The organism is Nocardia sp. NPDC003979, from assembly GCF_053605015.1.
Map to the genome: position 1 here is coordinate 24,679 of NZ_JBSGIJ010000011.1, position 16,988 is coordinate 41,666.

Annotated in this window: 9 protein-coding genes; 1 reads left to right on the top strand and 8 read right to left on the bottom strand. The window is 64.7% G+C overall.

Annotated features, from left to right (window positions below; all coding sequences use genetic code 11):
- Position 1: 1 nt before the first annotated feature.
- From ACWEVR_RS22250 to ACWEVR_RS22265, 4 genes are read right to left on the bottom strand one after another with little or no spacing between them, the layout of a single operon-like run.
- Positions 2-2,236: a 3'-5' exonuclease gene (locus ACWEVR_RS22250; protein ID WP_452468548.1), complete on the bottom strand. Its 2,235-nt coding sequence runs from the start codon at positions 2,234-2,236 to the stop codon at positions 2-4.
- Positions 2,236-3,444, bottom strand: coding sequence for an HIRAN domain-containing protein (locus tag ACWEVR_RS22255; RefSeq protein ID WP_452468549.1), 1,209 nt, complete (start codon positions 3,442-3,444; stop codon positions 2,236-2,238). Before ACWEVR_RS22255 ends, ACWEVR_RS22250 begins: the two co-directional genes overlap by 1 nt.
- Before the next feature lie 35 nt (positions 3,445-3,479).
- Complete coding sequence (locus ACWEVR_RS22260; RefSeq protein WP_452468550.1) at positions 3,480-5,672, bottom strand: 3'-5' exonuclease; 2,193 nt, start codon at positions 5,670-5,672, stop codon at positions 3,480-3,482.
- Positions 5,672-12,001: a DEAD/DEAH box helicase gene (locus tag ACWEVR_RS22265; protein WP_452468551.1), complete on the bottom strand. Its 6,330-nt coding sequence runs from the start codon at positions 11,999-12,001 to the stop codon at positions 5,672-5,674. The genes ACWEVR_RS22260 and ACWEVR_RS22265 overlap by 1 nt, the downstream gene beginning before the upstream one ends.
- Before the next feature lie 505 nt (positions 12,002-12,506).
- Between ACWEVR_RS22265 and ACWEVR_RS22270 the strand changes: the two genes are divergently transcribed.
- Positions 12,507-12,800 carry a hypothetical protein gene (locus tag ACWEVR_RS22270; protein ID WP_452468552.1) on the top strand — a complete coding sequence of 98 codons (294 nt, stop codon included), beginning with the start codon at positions 12,507-12,509 and terminating at the stop codon, positions 12,798-12,800.
- Between the two features lie 73 nt (positions 12,801-12,873).
- Here ACWEVR_RS22270 and ACWEVR_RS22275 read toward each other — a convergent pair whose 3' ends face one another.
- The 4 genes from ACWEVR_RS22275 to ACWEVR_RS22290 all read right to left on the bottom strand — a co-directional run bounded on the left by ACWEVR_RS22275 (position 12,874) and on the right by ACWEVR_RS22290 (position 16,893).
- Entirely contained in the window at positions 12,874-15,174 is a 2,301-nt protein-coding gene (locus tag ACWEVR_RS22275; protein ID WP_452468553.1) for an AAA family ATPase, read from the bottom strand.
- Entirely contained in the window at positions 15,171-15,833 is a 663-nt protein-coding gene (locus ACWEVR_RS22280; protein ID WP_452468554.1) for a hypothetical protein, read from the bottom strand. The genes ACWEVR_RS22275 and ACWEVR_RS22280 overlap by 4 nt, the downstream gene beginning before the upstream one ends.
- A complete protein-coding gene (locus ACWEVR_RS22285; RefSeq protein WP_452468555.1) occupies positions 15,778-16,275 on the bottom strand; it encodes a hypothetical protein in 498 nt (165 codons plus the stop codon). Before ACWEVR_RS22285 ends, ACWEVR_RS22280 begins: the two co-directional genes overlap by 56 nt.
- A gap of 252 nt (positions 16,276-16,527) precedes the next feature.
- Positions 16,528-16,893: a DUF732 domain-containing protein gene (locus tag ACWEVR_RS22290; RefSeq protein WP_452468556.1), complete on the bottom strand. Its 366-nt coding sequence runs from the start codon at positions 16,891-16,893 to the stop codon at positions 16,528-16,530.
- Between the last annotated feature and the right edge of the window lie 95 nt (positions 16,894-16,988).

A 16,988-nucleotide genomic window follows, 5' to 3' on the forward strand; every position in this document is an offset into this window, starting at 1 on the left:
TCTAGCGATTGAGCAGTTCCGACTGCTGCCCGCTCCAGGTGACAACCAGCTCGTCGCGCGCACGACTGGCCGCCACATACAACAGCGAACGTTCGCGCTGCTGCGCCTCGGCCTGTTCCTCCTCGGGAATTCCCCGCAGCTGCGCCTGCGACGGCACATGCTCACGATCGACCCCCGCGAGCACGACGCAGCGAAACTCCATGCCCTTGGAACGGTGCATCGTGAGTACCTGCACGTGCTCGCCCCCGGCGGGCTCGGCATCGAGCACGGTGGCATCGACACCGCGCTCGACCAGCGCACGCACGATCAGGTTCCGTTCGCTCACGCCACGGGTGAGCACCGCGATGCTCGACGGCGGCACGTCGTCGGCGAGCCAGCCCTTGATCCGATCGGCAATCGTCTGCAACTCCTCCATCAGCGACCGGCATTCGATCAGCTCTGGGTTCGGACCGAGCCGAGCACTGGTGTATCCAGCGGTCGACTCCTGGCCTTCCTCCAGGTCGCGATAGTCGGCACCGGCGAGAATGCTCACCGCGAAATGCAGGTTCTGCGCGGTGGTTCGATAGTTGAGCGTGAGCTTGCTCGACCGGCCACCGCGGATATTGATGCCGAGCCGGTTCAGCACCACCGGCTGACCGTAGATGCGCTGATGCGAGTCCTCGGCGATGAACAGGTCGTTGGGTCCCTCGGCGACGAGTACGCGCAGCAACGCCCAATGTGTCGCATGAAGGTCCTGCGCTTCGTCGACGATGACGTGGTCGGCCAATGTTTCACCGGTCGTCTGTGCGTGCCACTGCAAGTAGGCGGCGGCGACCGCGAGGATTTCGGGGAAGCTGATGCGCCCGCCGGCCCGCCCCTGTTTTCTGAACTGTTCGACGAGCTTCCACACCGCGGCGCGCTGCTGTCTGGTCAACCGCACACCGCGACCGGCTCGGGGAACTTTGAGGTATTCCTCGAGTGTGGTGACCCGATTGCCGAGCACCACGCTGGTGTATTCAGTCGACAAGAAGCCCGCAGGGAGCAGCCGAGGATCCAATGTGCTGCCCACGACGACATCGGACCAGCCGACATCCGGATTGGTGCGCACTCCGATCCGGGTCGGCGTGCCAGGACCGAACACCGCGTCGAACGCCGCATCGAGGTCTTTGCGACGGCTGAGTATCGCTGACGCAAGACTATCGATGCCGGCTACATAGACGCCCGGATCGCCCGGCTTCGCCGCGATGGTGATGTTCGGATCGAGCGTGAGCAGGTCGTCCTGCATCGACTTGGCCAGCGTCTTGTTGAAGGTGGTGACAACGATCCGGGCGCCGGGATTCCGTGCGGCGAGATGCCGCGCACGGTGCAGGGCGACCACCGTTTTCCCGGTACCGGCTCCGCCCGAGAGCCGGAACGCCCCGCGGTGATCTTTCTCGACGAACCGGCGCTGATTGGGATGCAAGAAGGTGCGCCAGGCTTTGAAATCGCCCTCTTCGATGACACGACGCAGCTCGTCGTTGTCGTCGACGAGGGTGAACTGCATCTTGGTCGCGGGATGCTCCAGGGCTGCGAGGATCTGCTCGTTCTCGTCGAGGGAGTGGTCTACCGGCTGCTCGGTGAAACCGAGTGCGTCGCGGATGTCGTCGATCGCCCGGCCGACGGCCAATTCGAGCACGGCATTCTGTTGCCAGGCAACGTCGGTGGTCTGCGCGACCGCGAAGACCGCGTCCTGATCCGGGGCGGCCAGCACCTGGGCGGCGAGTTCGGCATCCAGGCCGAGGCGGTCGGTGAGTTCGGTGAGGGTGTAGCCGGCGTTGGCAAGGTATCCAACCGTTGGTTCGGCCGCCAGCGCTGCCGCCAGCACCCCGCCCGGGTCGGGAATCACGGTCCGCTTCTTACGGTCGGCGTTGCCGTCGAGCTGGCCGACGATCCCCTCGAGAACGCCGTTGATCGGATTCACCCGCAGTGTGGACTTCTCGGCGAGCTTGTTCGCCACGTCGTGCTTCCACGTGCCGAGGTAGATGTAGGTCGCCTCGCCGAACCGGTCATCGATGCGGAACATGATGGCGCGGTAGTTGAGGTCGACCCGCCCGGTGCGTACCCGCGGGTCGACCGCGCCCTTCAACGGCTCGATGTGCAGGCCAGGTGCGGTGTCGTCCGCGCAGACCTTTTTGAAGTAGTCGTAGACCTTGGCTTTGATCGATCCGTCGAGCTTCGGCATCGACTTCGTGTTCTGGGCAAGCACAACATTTGCCATTACAGCGCCCCTTCGGTCAGCTGGTTGAACTCCTGAGCCGCACCGAAATCGGAGTCGTCGATGCCGATGAGCGCGTCGACGAATTCCTGTCCGATGGCCAGCGGCGCCGATGCTGCGAACGTCTGGTTGGTCAAGGTGACCGGCGGAGCGGTGAGCTGCTCGCGCGCGAGTAGCTGCTGAGCAGTCGCCTGAACCTTTTGCGCGACTTTGGATTGCCAGGCGGTGAGGGGCCTGGCGAATTCGATGGTGACGGTGATCAGCGATTCGGTGCCCGACTCACGCACGGTGATCTTGCTGCCGTTGCCGGTGACACCGGACTGCACTTCGACCGCCGACGCCGACCGCGTGCTCGGAGCAACCGGCCCTGACACTCCACGTGGCGGCACGACGGCGGGCGGTCCGGTGAGTGCATCGCCGGAGAGTTCATGAGCCTTTTGCGCGCGCAAGGACAGCGTGGCCGAAACAGCCGACGCAGTGAGCATCGCCCGGGCGGCGGTGACCCATCCGCGTGCGCCGAAATGGTCGATCGCTGGGAGGTACTTCTCGCTCATTGCAGGGGAGAGCTGCCCGACACGGTCACCATCGATGCGCACCTCGACCACACGTTTCGTCGAACGCGCGCTCGCCTGATCCACGGCGACCAGGCTGACGATGACAGGCCGTTCGCCACCATCGGTGTGGAAGCGGGTCAGGACATCGGCGTGCTCGCCGGTCCTGAGTACCTGTACCGCGCTGCCCTCGGGCAGCATTGTGTACGGCACGACCGGTGGGTCGTTGAGCGGAAACATCGTTTCCGGGCTCGCCACGTAGAGATGGACATCGGTGCTGAGCCGTCGTTGCTCGCGCCCGTGATCGTCCCACTCGGAGTACTCACGTGCCCATATCCGGCCCTGCGCGACGGGGATGTACCCGCGGTTCATCAACTCGAGCAACGGACGGTGGTAGCGGATGGCGTCCTCGCGTGGAAGGTAGCCGATCGTCTGGTTCGCGAATCGGACCGCGACAGCGTTGCGGTCGTATGGGTTGTCCGGTTCCGGTACGAGCTCGACCGTGCGGCGGGTTTCGGTTCCGCGCGGATCGAAGTCGTCGCCGAGCATTCCGAGGAAGTTCGGCAGATACGACTGGGTGCCGACGACGTCCTGCGCGGCCCAGCCACGACTGGTCGTCCACAGTGAGTAGGGCTGGCGAGGTGCCGCTGGGGGATTCATCTGTTGCTCCGGGTATGCAGGTGGTATTCGAGGATTCAGGTGTTCGCCAGCAGTTCCGAACGGCGCCCGTTCCATGTCACCACCAGCTGGTCGCGCGCGCGGCTTGCCGCCACATACAGCAGGGACCGCTCCCGTAGCTCGGCCTCGCCCCGTTCCTCTTCCGGTGCTTCGTTCAGCACGGACTTCGCAGGCACGTGCGCGTCGTCGACGCCGGCGAGGATCACCTTCGCGAACTCCATGCCTTTGGAGCGATGCATGGTCAGCACCTGCACGTGGCCGGGGGCGGCGGGATTGTCGTCGAGCACCCGGGCTTCGATGCCGCGTTCCCCGAGGGCCCGCACGAACTGGCTCCGGTCGTTCTTTCCCCGGGTGAGCACAGCGATGTTCGAGGGCTCCTCGCCCCCGTCGAGCCACTGCCGAACCCGCCCGGCGACCTGCTCGAGCTCAGCTGCCAGCGAATCACAGGCCAGCAGCATCGGTTCGGGCCCGGTACGAGCACTGCGATATCCGTGCGTGGACTCCTCGGCCTCTTCGAGGTCGTGATACTCGCCGCCGGAGAGGATGTCGATGGCGAACCGCAAATTCTGTGCCGTCGTACGGTAATTCAACGTGAGCCGCCGTGAGCGGCCGACAATTTTCACCCCGAGCCGACCGAGCACCACCGGTTGCCCGAAGATCCGCTGATGGGAGTCCTCGGCGATGAAAAGGTCGTCCGGCCCCTCCGCGACAAGAGCGCGCAGCATCGCCCAGTGGGTGGCGTGCAGGTCTTGGGCTTCGTCGATGATGACGTGGTCGGCAATGAATTCACCTGCGGCGCTGCGCTGCCGCAGGTATTCGGCCGCCAACGCGAGCAGTTCGGGAAAGCTGACGGTTCCATCCATCCGGCTGCGGCGGCGGAACGCCTCCATCAGTTTCCAGACGGCGATGCGCTGCGCACGGTTGAGCCGTACACCACGCCCGGCGCGCGCGACCTTCGCGTACTCGGCGACGGTGGTCACTTTGTTGGCGAGCACCACCGCGGTGTACTCGCTCTCCAGGAAACCGGGCGTTACCAGGCGCGAATCCAGATCTGTCTCAACAGTTCTGGTGATCTCGCGCCAGACCTTGCCGGTGTCGGTGCGACGAGGCGGCAGCGACGTCGCGCTCCCGAGAACCGTCGCGGAGATCGGGGCGAGATCGCCTGCCCGTGCCAGTACATCGCTGGCCAGCTTGTCGACACCATCGATGTAGATGCCGACCTCGCCGGGCTTGCTCGCGATCTGCACGCCCGGATCCAGTGCCTCGAGATCGGCCTGTAGCTGGCGCGCGAGCGTCCGGTTGAAGGTGGTGAGGACGACGCGGGCATTCGGGTTGCGGCGCCAGAGATTGCGCGCGCGGTGCAACGCCACCACGGTCTTGCCGGTTCCCGCGCCGCCCGACAGCCGGAATGCGCCGTTGTACCGCTTTTCCGCGTACGCACGTTGTTCGGGATGCAGGAAGGTGCGCCATGCGGCGAAACTGCCGCCCTCGATCACGCGACGCAGTTCCTCGGTGTTGTCACCGATGTAGGCGAACCGGATCTTCGATGCCGGGTGCTCGAGCGCCTGCAGGATCTGCTCGTCCTCGCCGAGGGTCGGGTCGACCGGATTCTCCGTGAGTCGGAGCTTGGCGCGAATCTCGTCGATGCTTGTGCCACAGGCCAATTCGAGGACCGCGTCCCCCTGCCACCCATCGATCTCCGCGGCGATCTCGTTGATCACATGGTCGTCGGAAGCCGCAAGCACTCGTTCGGCGAGTTTCGCGTCCAAGCCGAGGTCGTCGGTGAGCTGGGTGGTGGTGATCCCGAGGTCGGCGAGGTACCCGGGCTTCACGGCCGGTTTCGGCTGCTGGGTCGGCGCAGGTTCTTCGGTGTCGGCGATGATGAGCTCGAGGACGCCGTTGACCGGGTTCACCTTCAGTCCCGCCCGGGGTGCGAGCTCGGCGGCGGTAGCGTCCGGCCACGCACCCATGTAGACGTAGGATCCCTCCCCACCCGCGGGCGCTACGTAGAACAGAATCGCGCTGTGCCCCAGGCCGATTCGTCCGAGCCGCACGCGCTCGTCCGTGGCTCCGGGAACTTCCTCGATGAGTGTGGACGCGGCAGGTTCGTCGTCCTGCACGCTGTAGAGGAAATCGTGCGCGCGCCGTTTGATCGCACCTTCGAGCTCGTCCGCGGACCCGCTGGTCTTGGTCATGATGACGTGCGCCATCACATCACCCCGTTCGTTTGCAGTGCTCGGACGAGTTCCGCCGGATCGGCTGGGCAGATCGTCCAGCCTTGTTCGGTCATCGTATTGGCCGCCTCGGGCTCCGCGAGGAGAACTCCGAGACGGACGTCGGGCCAGCCCATGTCGATCACGTCACCACGGTCGGTCTCCACACCGAGCACCGGCACCGGGACGCCTGCCGCGGCCAGAGCGAGAACGAGTTCGCGTTCGGCATCGGAAACGGTGTCGTCGTAGAGCACCTGCCAGTCGGGCGTGAGCTCGGCGCTGCCTACGTCCGGTCCCCGCTCCGGCACGGTGGAGTTCGCCTGGAGCAGGGTTCGGGTGGTGATCACGTGGTCGGCCAGTCCGAACCAGTTGGACAAGCGCAACCACTCCTTCCACGCGCGACCGCCGTCGAGTTCGAGCTTCTCGTCCCGGTCATCGAACGCGAGCACCGCGTCCAGCGTCTTCATGCCCTTGTTCGTGGCGGCAGTAATGGTCAACGGGCCGTCGCTGTAGGACCAGCAGTTGTACTCGCCGTCCGCTGGAGTCGAAGCGGTCCCGTCGATGAGGTCGAGCGCCCAGCTCGCGATGGCGTCGGCGTCGCCCTGGTGGCGGCCGTTGAGGAGGAACATCAGCGGAAGCCATCGCCCCACTGCTTCCCATGGCTCGCGTTCAGGCTCGAGCATGTACTCGATCAGCTGGGTGATCGGGTCGGCATGCAGCAACTTGAACAGTTTCGGCTTCAAGTTGCCGTGTTTGCGGGTCGGGCCTTCCAGCTTTTCGGTGAACCAGGTCGGCTTTTCTGTCCGTGCGGCTCGAAAGCGCTCGAGGTCATCGTGGGAGAACGACCAGACCACCACGCCGCCGGAGCGCAGGATCTCACGTTTATGGGCGTCGTCGGCCACTCGGTTGTGCTCGGGTGTCGCGTGGTAGCGGCGACCGTCGGCGAACACGGCGATGAGCGGGATATCGGGATCGCTGGTGCGCAGCTGGAAGTCGGGTTGGCTGTTGCCCATCAGCACTTGTGGCTCGAGCTGCCAGGTCCGGATCTTGGTGCCGGGCAGTTTGATCGTCGCGGTCGGGCCGTAGGTGCCCGGTTTTTCGGTGACCGTGGCGCCCATGGTGGTGAGCCGCTCGGTGAACGCGCGGTAGAACTCGCGTTCCAACGGCGACTCGGCGCTGCCTTTCGGTACCGGGGTTTCTTCGGTGACCGAGTCCAGCCAGCTTTTCGCGTCCGGCTCGCCGTCGCGGCATGCGAGCAGATCATCGAGCACCTTGGCTGCCGTGATCCGGGAAACCTTGTCGAGTTCCCGTGGCGGTGCGAACGGCAGCAGGCATTTGTGGCAGGCGAGCCGGTCGGTGCAGTCGCAGTTCTTGACCACTGTGCGGGCCGCCGCAAGTACCTCCCACACTTGACGTGGGTTGGCGAAGTCGGCCAGGTAGCCGGTGCCACCGGGCACGGTGTCGTGGATGAGCAGGGCGCGCTGGTTCGGGTTGTGGAGGGCGTCGGTGATCGCGGCGACATCGAGATGCTCCGGGGAGCCACCGATCACCTGTCGCAGGCCGAGCAGGATCGCAGCGCTGAGGCTCGGGTGGGCGAACGAGTCGTACTCGAGCCAGCTCGGCAGGTGCAGCAGCACAGCCTGGGTGCGTAGTGTCCGAGCCAGCGCGATCTCGCGAACGTGCTTCTCGTCATCGGCTTTGCGATACCGGCACCAGCTGCGGTGCTCATGTGGCTCGTTCCTGCCCGCCACCTTGTCGAGCTGCCCGCAACCGGAGCACACGCGGAACAGCGAACCTGTGGTCGTGTTGCCCGCAATGGTTCGCTTGCCGCCCTGCGAGTTTCGCCTGCCCATGTTCAGCCAGCGAATGTCCATGCGCCGCAAGTACTCCGCGCCGAAGTCCTGCTCGGCGACGAACCACCGTTTGGTGACGTTGTCGGGGTTGATATCGGCTGCGGCCAAGACCGTGAACGATTCCTTACGCCGTTCGTCACGGATGTCGTTGATCGCCGCCTCGTCGCGTCGCACCTCGGCGGACACCTTGGCCATCTCGACCACTTGAAGCTGTTGGCTCACGTCCGCGATTGCGCTGGTGTGGCATCGAGGGCACTGATTCGGTGGGGGTGTCGGGTCTGCGGTGTGGGTGATGCCTGCCCAGCCGCAGGACGGGCACAGCCGCCAGATCTGAATCGCGGATTCGCCCGCGCCGAGATCGATCGCGTCGATTTCCACGGCCAGCTCCTGCGCGTAGAAGGTCGCGCCAGGAGCCAGCTCGGTGAGTGCGACCCGAGAGCCGCGCTGGTAACTCGCTGTGTCCTCGGCGTATTGATTGGTGTCGGGATCGATCCAGGTTATGCCGACATCCAGCAGCACCGCGTCGTCGAGCAGCGTGTAGTTGGGCAGCACGCCGTACCGTTCGAGAACGCCGACCCAATGTTCGGTTGTCAGCGCGCTGATCGACTTCGACAACAGACGCAAAGTGCCTCGGGCCGTGCGCAAGTCACGCTTGTCGTCGTCGGTGGCGGCAGGGGAGTTGGCACGCTGTTCGAAGTCGGGAATGGCGGCGTCCACTGCCGTTCGCCGGTGCCGCAACTCGTTCACGTCTCGATTCCAGCGATGCACGGCGTCGCGCAGCAATGCTCCGAGGCCGCTGTGCTCACCGAGCCCGGGCGGGGTCGCCCAGTCGCGGAGGTTCGCTGCGGTTTCCGTCCGGAGCAGATCGCCGAACTGCCCGAGGAATTCGTCGACCAACAGGTCGGCGTCGTCGTCAGCGGTCTCGATGAGGGTGCCCATCCAGGTACCGGAGTCGAAACTCGACAGCACGTTGGTCGCGTTGCCGGGATCTTCGGCTCCCGCACGCCGCGCGAGCCGGTCGATGATGTGCGCGATGTACTGGCGCTGCAGGATTTCCTCCGCGGTGAGGAAGGTTGCCGGGGGACGCACCTCCCCTTGGATCACCGACGTCGGGTCACCGAGTTTCGGCAGGTGCTCGCCGCGTCCGCGGACGAAGGCGAGCGCGAGTGAGTTACCCGTGAGGCGCCCCGCTCGGCCGACTCGCTGGAGATACGACGACACCGTTCGCGGCATGGAACCCAGCATCACCGTCGACAGGTCGCCGATGTCGATACCCATCTCCAAAGTCGGCGTCGCGACAAGCACGTTCGGTGCGGTGGGTTCGCTGGCCGTGGCCTTGAATTTGTTCTCGTACTCGAGCCGCGTCGTGGTGGGAAGCAAGGAGGTGTGTTCACGCGCGACCACCCGCTTCATCTCCGAGTTGTCGTAGAGGTCGCGGTAGAAGTTGTTGTGTTTGGCGGCCCGTGCCAGCCTGCCCGGGCATCGGGTCAACAGGCAGGGAGCACCGTCGAGCTGGTCGACGACGGCCGCGCTGCCCGGCGTGGGCGTCTGGCAGACATCGCAGACGAGCAGGTACCGCATCCCGGTGAGCCCGGCCGGGTCGGGGATACCCACCAGGACCGAGTCGTGCGTCAAAAGATAAGCGGTCAGCGACTTCTCGGTGTTCTCGGTGATCACCACACGGTCTTCGGCGAACACTTCGAACAGCGCGCGTGCCAGTGATCCACCCTCGATGGGCGAGACGTTCAGGCAGCGCGAAGCCCAGCGGGCGTACCACGAGGCGGAGACGGTGATCGGGTCGAAGCCGTCAGGGATGGTCCGGCCGCCGAGCGCCGGGAAGGCGGGTGCGGGGCGTCCCTTGGGGAAGGCGGGCATGCCCTGACCCTTGGGGCGGCCGCCCCACACCCAGCGTCGGTTCGCGTCCCGCTGAACGTATTTCGTCAACCAATCGTGGGCGATCGCGCCACGGGTGCGCATGCGTTCGGCGACACCACGAACCCACTGGGTCACCGCGGCCTCGTCGGGCTCGGAGAAGGCGAGCTGATGTTCTGTTCGCTTCAGCGCGTCGGCGCCCAGCTGCGCAACGCGCCGGGGAGAGCCGAGATCCACCTCCGACACCACACTGCCGGTGAGCTCGAGCGTACGACCGAGGCGAGACTGGAGGCCGAACTCGAGGTCGATATCGAATTGCAGGCGCCGGGCAACAGTCCTGGCCGCCTTCCGTCGAGCCTGGGCGGTGCTCTCGGGGTCCCAGAACGGAGCGAACTCGTCACGCTCGACGATGTCGGGCGCGAGGAGGTGATAGCGCCGTCGCGCGTCTTCACCTGCCCGGTCGAGTACCGCATCGCAGAGCTCGGCGAGGGTGAGCATCTGCTCGCCACTCACCTTGTCGCCCAATGCGTTCCGTAGAGTCGAGCGGAGACTGAGGGTGTGCGACCTGGCCTGGACGAAACCGGCACGGTGGGCGGCGTCCTGAACGCTGTCGGTGAAGACGAGGGCCTTCTTCTCGCCGTCGGCCAGTTTCGCGTCACCGAACAGGTTCGACAGCGCCACCGACAGCTGGGTGGCGATAGCACTGCCGAGGAAGCGGATGCCGTCGTCGGCACCACACGCCGGGCACACGTCCCTGCGCGAATTCTCGTCCGCCTCAGGGCCGCTCAGGAACAAGACCGGCAGCACCCGCCCGTCGAGTACCTCATCGCTGTCGGCATCGGGTCGTTCGTCGACGATCTCCCGGTCGTCGACGCGGAACCAGCGCAATCCCTCGACCGGAGTGTCGATTTCGGCCTCGGCGGGCGCGGAGATCAGCGCTCGGAACCGTGGACCACCGGTCGCGTGGTAACTGCGCACGTCTTCGTCACCGGCATCCAAGGTGTGGCCGGTCGGTCCCAGTCGAACACCCCAACCCGACCGGCCGCAATGCCTGCAGTAGAGCGAGGGGTAGTAGTCGACGGTGGTTCCGTCGAGTTTTCCGTCGTCCGGCCAGCGGAACTGCGGGGTCACCGCGGCCGCACGATCGATCCGGGACAGCTCCCGAAGCCACAGGTGCACATCGACATTCAGTGCCGACCGGCCGACCTCGGCGCGCACGTGCGAGAGCGCGGCGAGGAGGTAGCCGACGTAGCGCTCTCGGTTCGCGAGGCCACGGGTGAGGTCGCGTTCGCCGGTCTGGGCGGGCAGAACGGTGGCGGCCAATTTCGCGGTCGAGATGGCGTCGACTGCACTACGAAGGACCCGTGCGAAGGTTCCGTGCCGTTTGATCAGATCGAGCATCTCGGATTCGTCGAGCTTGTGCAGGCTCGCGGTGATCCGCTCGTGGGTGTCGTCGATGTCGGAGGTGTGCCGGAACAGTGTGGCGAGTACCGCCGCCGTGAGTCGCTTGTTCGTCACGGTTTGTGCTGTGGTGCGGTCGAGTTCGGCAAGGGCCTCATCGATCACCGGCTCGACTGGTGAGAATGTGCGATCCAGGTCGCGACGGCGCTGTGCGAGCCAGTCCTCGGCCTCGAGCCGTGTTTCGCCGATCAGGGTCTCGGGTGTGAATGTCTCGCCGAAAACGGTTTTCGCAAAGTCGAGCATCGACGTCGGCGATCCTTTGGAACCCAATGTCGCGGAGGTGGCAACCGGCGTGATTTTCCCGAGAGGCCGTGCACGATCTGCTTCCGTGACAGGAGCACCGGCGGTCCAGTGCGACTTGATGGTCAGACCGAGCCGTCGCAACAGCATCGCCACATCCGTGCCCTGTGCGCCGTCGTAGGTGTGGAACTCGTCGAGCACCACGTACTGCAGCGAGTCCGCCGACTGCCGCCACATCGCCGCCCGGTCCGGCCGCAGCAGCATGTGGTCGAGCATCTTGTAGTTGGTGAGCAGGATGTCGGGCGGCGAATCGTGCATCAGCCGGCGATCGGTGATCAGCCCCGCCTCCGACACCATCGTGCGGCCGCCGGAGGATTGCTCACCCGTGTACAGACCGGCCGTGATTCCGGACAGCTCGGAATGCTCGGTGATCATCTTCGCCAGCCGTTGCTCCTGGTCGTTGGCCAGGGCATTCATCGGATAGATGATCAAAGCTTTCATCCCGACCACGCCGGCCTTCTTGGCCCGCAGCACATGGTCGAGGATGGGAACGAGGAACGACTCGGTCTTACCGGACCCGGTGCCTGTGGTGACCAGAGTAGGCAGCGGTCGGCGATGGAACTTGGTCGACAACCGCTCGAATGCCGAGGCCTGATGCCCGTAAGGCTCGAAGTACTTCGGCCACCAGTCCAGATGCATGCCCCAATTGCCGCGTGCCGGGGCGAAAGGCAGCCGCAATCGCACATACGGACCCTTGAAGAGCCCGTCCTTCGGGTCGCCGATGAAGTCGGTCAACGCACCCTGGGTGTCCGGATCGGTCAGGGCGAAGGTGGTGGTCAGGTAGTCGGTCAACCCTTCCCTCAGCCGTTCGGCCTGCAGTGTCGGAAGCAGCGCCCCCACGTGTGTGCTCCTCATCGTGCGTGACCGGCATGCGGTTCGGTCGGGTGTCGACCTGTGTTCATCTGGAACTATCGGGTTCGGATGCTAGTTGATTACGAGATCCGAGATTCCTGGATCGCGGTCGGCCGGCCCACCGCCCACGGAGGATGACCCAGAACGGCCGTTGCCAGTGAACGTACACCAATCAGTGGGGCATTGACAATGTTTTCGCGTAGATCTACGGTTTGGTTGTACATCACCGCAGGTGCCCGGATGGGAGCCTGTGTGCCTCGAAGGGATCTACCGAATGTCGTTCGACGCCAACGATTTCGCTCCACCCCCACCCGCGGTCTTCGGTCAACGACAGCTCATCGAATCGTACTTGGACGCAATCCTCGACCTACGCCGAGAGGGCCTCCCAGGCAAGGGCGATCGCCGTGCCCATTTCGAGGGGCTACAGCGATTGTTCGAAGTGGATCTTCCTGTGGAGCGACCAGCTTTCGATGTTCGAGACATGCTGCGTCACATGCTGTTCCGAACTGCCGAGTCCTATCATGCAATCAGGACACCGTGGAGCGGGATCCTCGAGGGCGGCCTCATCGTTCGGCAGTTCGACGCCGCCGGAATCACCGAACCCGCCATGTCCATCAGCCGTGAGATCAGCCGGCTAGCTCAGGAATCGGAGCGTGAACACCACAAGCTGATCGCCGTTCTCCTGCGCGGCCTCTACGGTGAGAATCTCGATCGAACCTTCATGCTCGAAGAGCTCCGCGCCGCCGACATCCCCATCCCGGTCCCCATCCGCTATCTCCCTGACTGACAGCGGATCTCGTGGTCGCGGGCCTCAGTGTCCGAAGGCCGGCCCGGGGCGGGGGATCGGGAGACTCCATGGGTCAGGAAGTCGTGGCAGCCGCGGTCCAGGCAAGGAATTGATCCGCAGTGAAAATCGGTTTGCCGAACTCGGTGGCCTTGCGCCCTTTGCCGGACGTTGTCCCGGCTTCGGCCGCGATCAGCGCGTCGCATCGCTTCTTCGTCACGTTCGGCACCGGGACGAGACCGCAGCTGGCCGCCAGTTGTTCCATGTCGGTGCGACTCCACTGGGTACCGGCGTCATCGATCACCGAACCGGTGAAGCAGATTCGCGCACCAGCCGTGAGGATGTCGGCTATCGACACACTGTGACAGCGGGATTCGTCGTCGAGAATGGGATGACCGAGAGCCTGACCGAGGTCGGCCAGTCGAGCGCATGTCCGCTCGTCGAGCTGAATGCGGGCAAGGTTGTGGCGGAGCAATTCGGTGAGTGCCGCTTCGGGCGTCGCCTCGGCAGGCGTCATGCCACCTGGCTGGAAGCAGTCGGGTGTTTCTCCCCGTTCGAGCGTGTACCCGAATCCATCGCGCGGGGCGGCGAAAGCCTCGCCCTCGGTGCGGATCGCTGACGCTGCTCGAGTGACGAACGCTCGTGTGGCCCGGGCACGGGTGACTGCGCTCGGAGCTTGGAGGCCGGCGATCTCGGACTCTGACAAGTCGGCGGCATCGAGAGATATGCCCAGGGGCATCGGCACAACCACGCCCAGGCGCTTGAGCTCGTAGTCGAGGTTGCGTAGCTGATTGTCGATGTCGAGTCCGACGGGGCATCGGCCGGCCAGATCCGGAGCCAGTGCTGCCCAGGCTTGGTCGAGGGTGGGTGCCAGTGCGACGTCGCCGGCGGTGATTCCATATGTGATGCGGGCGTCACCGAGGTCGCGGAGGGGATTGACCAGGGTGCTGAGTTCGATTCCGTCGTCCGTGACCAACGCGATCTCGATCGGGCGCGGCCGCCACATCCGCCCTTCGTCGCCGACAGTGCAGATCCCGAGATAGACATTACCGCGTGAAGTGGACGTCGCGCGGCTGGCGGCGAGGAAACGGCGGATGCGGATATCGGTTTTCAAATCCTTCGGCAGGACATCGCGTTTGAGGACCAGCCCCTCCATCGACGTGCACCGGCTGAGTGCGACATAGAGCTGACCATCGGCGAAGGTGCCGCCGCTGAGATCGACGACGAGCCGGTCCAGGGTCTGTCCTTGGCTCTTGTGGATCGTGATCGACCAGGCCAGCTGGAACGGCAGCTGCTTGTATGTGCCGACGATCTGATGCCGGAGGGCGCCGTCGACGACTTCTGGTCGCGTGATTTCCCACGTGTGCGGTCGTGTATCGACCCGACTGCCGTCGGGCAGGTCGATGGTCACGACCGGGGAGCCGTGCTCGGTGCGATGACCGGTGATCCGCCCGATGGTCCCGTTCACCCAGCGATCGGCTGGATCATTGGTCAGCAGCATGATCTGAGCGCCGACCTTGAAGGTGATCACCTCCGCGGCTGGTCGGTCGAAGCCGTCGATGTCGCCGGATGTGGTGGCACGATAGGTGAGTTCTCGACCGGGAACACGTGCGAGCATCGTCCGGTTGCGCGCCTCGGCGATCCGGTTGGTCGTGGCCAGAGTCAGCCAGTATTCGTCCAGCGGCGGTTCGAAATCCGGATTGGTTCGATTGTTCAGCTCTGCTCGAGCAGTTCCCGCCAGGGCGCCGTCTCGGACCTCGTTGAGGATTTCGACCAAACGGGTGTCCCCGATCTGCCGGAAGACGGTTCTCAGTTCGACGACTGGGAACTGCTCGTGAACGTAGTGGTCGGCTGAGAAGAAGTACGGCGAGGTGTAGCGCTGCGTGAAGTAGTCCTTCTCGCCTTCGCTGACCACAGGTGAAAGCTGGAACAGATCGCCTACCAACACCAATTGCACACCGCCGAAGGGCCTGCCCCGCTTGGGCCCGAATCGTTCGAGCGCGACGGCGAGGCAGTCGAACAGGTCGGCCCGGATCATTGATGCTTCGTCGAGAATCAGCGTGTCGAGTCTGGCCAGGGTTTTCGCGAAGCGGCCAGGGAAGTAGTCGCTCGAACGGACATCGTCGACGGTTGTGCTCGCCCAGAACGAGAACAACCGGTGGATGGTGTAGCCACCGACATTGAGCGCGGCTATTCCCGTTGGTGCCGCGACCACGACATTACGGTTCGTCGTAGCGAGGAACTCGCGGATCAGCGTCGATTTGCCGGTGCCCGCACGGCCGGTGAGGAACAGGTTTTCCCCACTTTCCAAGCGGTGAAGTCCTTCGGCGAACTCCGGCGTGATGGTGAGCGACGCCACGGTCGGCTGATTACTCATGGCACGGTCTCGGGTTTCACTCGCTCGGCGAAGTCCACGGGAAAGTCGGCGATAGTCGGGCTGTTCAGGTCCGCCGGCATGATCCATGGTGTTTCCCGGCTTTTCGGAGAAGTCGTTCGGCGCACACGCTGCTCCTCGGTGAACAGCCAAGCCGACCACACTGCGCCGATGTAATCGGCGACCCACAGCGCGCGACACTGTGGTTCGTCGCGCTCAGGTGTACCGATCTCGGGCACCGGGAGAAAACTGGGAACGACCAGTTTGGTGCGTTTGCGTCGAGAATAGTCCGTGATCGCCGCGCAGATCCGCTCCTGCTGGTCAGCGGTCTGTCGGATCAAATCGTCGAACGCTTCGATGCGGAGCGCGTGCGAGAATACCAGCGGTGGGTCGGTACCTTCGGTGAGAACCACCGCACGACCCCACGTGAGTGAGCGGACCTTCTTGTCGTGGTCGGGGTCATCGTGCGGAATGACGACAGCGTTGGTATTGCGCACGAAATCGTCGGTAGTGCGATCGGTCAGCCATATCGCGGTGAACTCGTACGGCGGATGCCGATCGACTACGGCGAAACCCAACACCATTCTCCTTGCTACAGCTCTCGGGTCAATCGTTGACGGTGTCGGGCCAGCGTGTGATCCGGGCCGGACCGGGGCCGGCATTCGCATCCGTAAACCGTTGGAGTGCAACGAGATACGCACCGGGCATCCGGTCGACGCGGGATGTCAGAATCCGTGCGCCCACCAGGAAACCGCCGTGTACCGGCGCATCTACCGCGAAGCCTGTCACCGTGTACACGCCGTAGGCAGGTTCCTGGAAATACCCGACCACCGGATCCCCGTGGGTCAGCTCGGCCAACGCGGACGCCAATCCTGTAGGTGGATCAGCAACGTCTGAGGCGTCGGCGATCAGCTCCAGCAGATCCGGCACCGGGTTGAGCGTCGACGAGGCCGTATCGAGGGCATGGCCACCGATCAGCAGGCCGCCGTTCGCGCCGGAACGAACCACCGCGCCGTGCACGCTGAAAGTCCCGTAGAGCTCGGACCGGAACGTCGCGGCGGCAGGCTTGCCGGGAGTCAGCGCCGACATGGCGGTCTTCAGCATCTGAAGGTTCCTGCGGCGTGGAGGAAGGGGCAACGATGGCGAGTTCAAGTGATGTGGCTTTCTTCATTCGGAAGAGGCGAGGTGTGGACCGAGTGAACGGCGTAGCGACGACAAGTGGGATCGTCTCGAACTGACAGCGAATCGGAGCTGCCGGCACGGCGAACAGTGTGGCAGGAGAAGGCTTGAAATGTCTTGTTTTCGAGGCGATTTCGTGATTCGGCCACCGCCGGGGCGGGCCATGGATCGAGTGGATCAGATGTCGTATTGCGGACAGTAGCTGGTGACAGCGGCGTCGAGGAAGGTGTACGGGTAGCGCACTGAGGCGCGGTTGATCTCCGCCAATTCGATGTGCTTGGACGCGCTGTGCCCATGAGTGGCCAGCCACTGGCAGTTGGACAACGCCAACCGGATTGCGGCGTCTTGGGTTCGGCACGGTTCGTCGTCGAAATCGGCACGCCGCAGGAACATTCGATCCGCGTTGCTGCGGGCTGCGCAGGTTTCCGACGAGCCGCTGGACGAGCCGGTCGCCGGCTTCGCCTCAACTTGCGGGGCGAGTGCGGTGACGGCGGTGGCGGTGCCCGCAGCGAGCAAGGCGGAGATGACACGTGAGTGACGCATGGGTTCCCTCTGATAAGGCGATGGTGCGGCGCCGAGATGGCGACGGAAAGTGTTGGAGCTCTGGGGTTCTGGCTGATCCAGTAGCTACCTTGTGA